The sequence below is a fragment of the Cytophagia bacterium CHB2 genome (genome assembly GCA_030263535.1).
Taxonomy (GTDB): Bacteria; Zhuqueibacterota; Zhuqueibacteria; order Zhuqueibacterales; family Zhuqueibacteraceae; genus Coneutiohabitans.
In genome coordinates this window covers 1-3,266 of record SZPB01000528.1, presented here as the reverse complement: position 1 = coordinate 3,266, position 3,266 = coordinate 1, and the positions used below count along the sequence as shown (strand labels likewise).

The 3,266-nt window shown below is 53.4% G+C and carries 6 protein-coding genes; all 6 read right to left on the bottom strand.

The window, feature by feature from the left end; genetic code table 11:
- Positions 1–475, bottom strand: a 475-nt coding sequence (locus tag FBQ85_28440) for a DUF3179 domain-containing protein (protein MDL1879062.1), incomplete at its 3' end; no start/stop codon positions are given.
- Between the two features lie 8 nt (positions 476–483).
- A complete protein-coding gene (locus FBQ85_28435; GenBank protein ID MDL1879061.1) occupies positions 484–861 on the bottom strand; it encodes a DUF2703 domain-containing protein in 378 nt (125 codons plus the stop codon).
- Positions 862–878: 17 nt separating this feature from the next.
- On the bottom strand, positions 879–1,892 hold the full coding sequence (locus FBQ85_28430; protein ID MDL1879060.1) for a radical SAM/Cys-rich domain protein: 1,014 nt from the start codon (positions 1,890–1,892) through the stop codon (positions 879–881).
- Between the two features lie 22 nt (positions 1,893–1,914).
- The gene (locus FBQ85_28425; GenBank protein MDL1879059.1) at positions 1,915–2,175 is read right to left on the bottom strand and encodes a redoxin domain-containing protein; all 261 of its coding nucleotides are present in this window, start codon (positions 2,173–2,175) and stop codon (positions 1,915–1,917) included.
- A gap of 66 nt (positions 2,176–2,241) precedes the next feature.
- A complete protein-coding gene (locus FBQ85_28420) occupies positions 2,242–2,778 on the bottom strand; it encodes a hypothetical protein (GenBank protein MDL1879058.1) in 537 nt (178 codons plus the stop codon).
- Positions 2,779–2,864: 86 nt separating this feature from the next.
- Entirely contained in the window at positions 2,865–3,209 is a 345-nt protein-coding gene (locus tag FBQ85_28415) for a hypothetical protein (GenBank protein MDL1879057.1), read from the bottom strand.
- Positions 3,210–3,266: the final 57 nt, after the last annotated feature.

Below are 3,266 nucleotides of genomic sequence, written 5' to 3'. Positions count from 1 at the left end.
CTTTTTGGCCGCCAATCGCGTCGTTCACGATTTCGTGCCACCACAGAATATTTTCCGGATAGGCTTTGGCTTCGCCATTGATCACCGTGCCCAAAACGATATCAGTGTCGCGTAGGTAACTCGCTTCCGAAGAGGCCGGCTCGACGAATTTGGGATTGGTCAGCGCGGGAATGCCATCGCGCGGCACGCCACCGGAAACCATTTGACTCGAAGGAAACGTATTCCACGTGGGAAAATTCGCGGCGTCGGCGCGGGTGAAATACATTTGCGGAAACAACTCGCTGCGCGAGCCTTGGTGCTCGCGATCCCACATCACGAGATTGTTTTCGAATAAGAGCCCCGATACGCCGAAGCCGGCTTTGCCGGAACTTCCATTGGAGTTCTTGTCGTCTAGCGGATTGGCGCTGTTGTCGTTGTTGCAGGCGGCGCACAACGAGAGCGATACGAGCAGGAAATAGAACAAATGTTTTTTCATCGGAAACCTCAGCAGCAGATGGGTGACGTGAATCGTTCCATATTAGGCGCGTTGGCGGTTGGAGCGGCCGAATCGGCCAACGCTTTTTGTAATGCCGAACGGATCATTTCCTTGCTCGGCATGCCGGTATACTTGCCGCCGGCAAGATACACGCGGCACTGCATGCCAAAATCCGCGCGATGCTCCGCACTGGGATCGATGTCCCTGCCGTTGATGCGAATGGTCGGCGAGCCGAGAAAGCGCTTAGCGACGGCTTCGTCGCGCGAATCGATGCGTATGTTGTGCAATGTAGTTTTGATCCGGTTTTCACGCAACACTTCAAACAGTAATTTCCGCGCCGCTTCGTGGTTGGGGCAGCCGCGAAAATAGAGAAACTCGATGTGCAGATTCATGACTTTAGGAATTACGCCAGTGCGCCGCCACAGCTCGATCCGGCGCCAGCCGTGCACGCAAAACAATGATCGCCGGTAATGACGGGCCAGTCCACCATTTGCTCCGGATCAACGTTCCACAGATATAGTGGGTGATCATCACTCCATTGCAGACCGAGCATTTGGTTGAAGTCGCAATCGTAAACCTCGCCGCGCCAATCGACGTTCAGCATGGTGCGGCACATCAGGTTCGCCACGGTATCCGGATTGAAGGCGTTGCTCAATAATTCCTGATATTTTTCAAGCTGGCCCGTGCGCTGCAGCCAGGCGGCGAAGCGCGCCATGGGAACGTTGGCCAGCGTGTAAAGGCGGTTGAAAACAATGCCGAAATGCTGTTCCAATTCTTTTTTGTAAGCAGTTTCCAACCCGGCTTGCGACCCCGGCAAATGCGCTCCAAGCGGATTATACACCAGGTGCAGCAGCAGGTTTTCATCACGCCCGTAGCCGAGGGCATTCAACCGTTGCAGAGCGCGGATACTTTTTTCAAAAACGCCGTCGCCGCGTTGTGAATCCACGTTGGTTTGCGAATAGCATGGCAGCGACGCGATGATCTCCACCCGATGGTGCGCCAGAAACTCCGCCAAATTTTCCTGCCCCGATTCGAAGAGGATCGTCAGGTTGCAGCGATCCATGACGTGGCGCGCCGGCGCCAGCGTTTTTCTGCGCTCAACCAGGTAGCGGAAATTGGGATTAATCTCAGGCGCTCCACCTGTGATATCGACCTTCGGAATATCCGTAGACGACAGCCACTCAATAATGCGATCCATGGTGTCGCGCGTCATGATTTCAGTGCGGGCCGGTCCGGCATTAACGTGGCAATGCGAGCACGTCTGGTTGCACTTCTTGCCGACGTTGATTTGGAGGACTTGCGTTCGCTCGCGGCGCAGGGTGAGTGCATGATGCCTCAGGGTTTGCTGGAAATAGTTGATGGCTTCGCCTCTCGCATTCAGATCAACGTTATGTCGGGTATGGCGAGGCAACAGCATTTCGTTTTGCATATCCTTCTCCTCAATTTAGTTCCTTCAAAGCCGCCAATATATTTTCCACACTCGTCCGCTCTTTGTAATTCTCATGCACCTCGCGAAAGCGAATGACGCCGGTTTTGTCGATGATGATCGTCGTGGGATGCGGAATGACGTCCTTGTTGTAAACTTCATAAGCTTTCATGACAACCAAACTTTGATCGGAAGCGAGTGGAAAAGTAATGCCTAAAATTTCGTGCCACTTTTTGGCTTCTTCCGGCGGGTAGCCGTGAATGCCGATGAGCACAGCGTCATACTTTTCAATCTCAGAAAGATTCTTTTGCAGCTCACCGAGCTGCTTCTTGCACCAGGGTCACCAGGAGCCGCTGCGAAAGAACTCCAGCACGACGTTCTTCTTGCCGCGAAAATCAGCGAGACGAATTTCCTTGCCATCGGCAGCGGTCACCAGAAAGCCCGGCGCTGTGCTGCCGACAGTCACGTCAACCGGCGCGTTGCTCGTGGGCAATTCGTCGGGGAGATCGATGGCCAGCGCGCCGGCTTTTTCATCGAATTCCCAAGTGCTGCCAACACTGGTGAAAAAGGCTGCGGCGGATATAAAAAGTTGGCCGTCTTTCTCGCGCGCTTCTTTTTCGCCGATGGTGAAGGGAAGGCATGCGGTTTCGGTGCAAAGAATCGCCAGGCCGCTTTGGCGCTTGAGGGCAAACCCCAGCGCCTGCGCCAAACGCTGTGCTTCGAGAAAAAGCGCGCCTTTCTCATTGTGCGCGGCAATCGACACGGTTTTAGTTTTACCGTTCAGCAAGATTTTTTTAACCATGATCTCTTCGCTTGCGAAAGTCACGGTGGCCGCCGCGAAGATGAGCACGGCCACCGCCAGGCAGGTTTTGTTCATGATCTCTCCCGAAATTTAGTTCACGCGCAATGCATTCGACTATTCGTCATTTGTTCAAACCAATTTTCGATAGTCAATATTCCCCTTCAAGTACTGCGCGCTGTACCACGCCTCCACAAGACAAGGGCAATCGCAATAAACCAAGACGGCGACACAATTGAAACGACGGACAGCGCGTGCTTGTCGAACAAGCCGCGCGGTGTTGGCAATAATCCAAGATGAAATTCTGGGCGGGTCACTGTCTGCATTCGCGGTGTTCCTTCATAAAATCCGGCGGCGGCCAGCGGATCATTCTGTTCCACCGGCGCTGTGATTTGTTCGACAACTTCAAACTTGGTGTAGTAGTCGCCGCCAGTCATTTGCCAAGTGATGAGTGTTGCAAGTGTGATCAGCGCGGCTAAAACGAGAATGATTTTTGTTTGCTTCGTCATGATCTATTTTCACAACCCGGACATGCCGGAACTAAAAAACATTTCACCAACGGATAG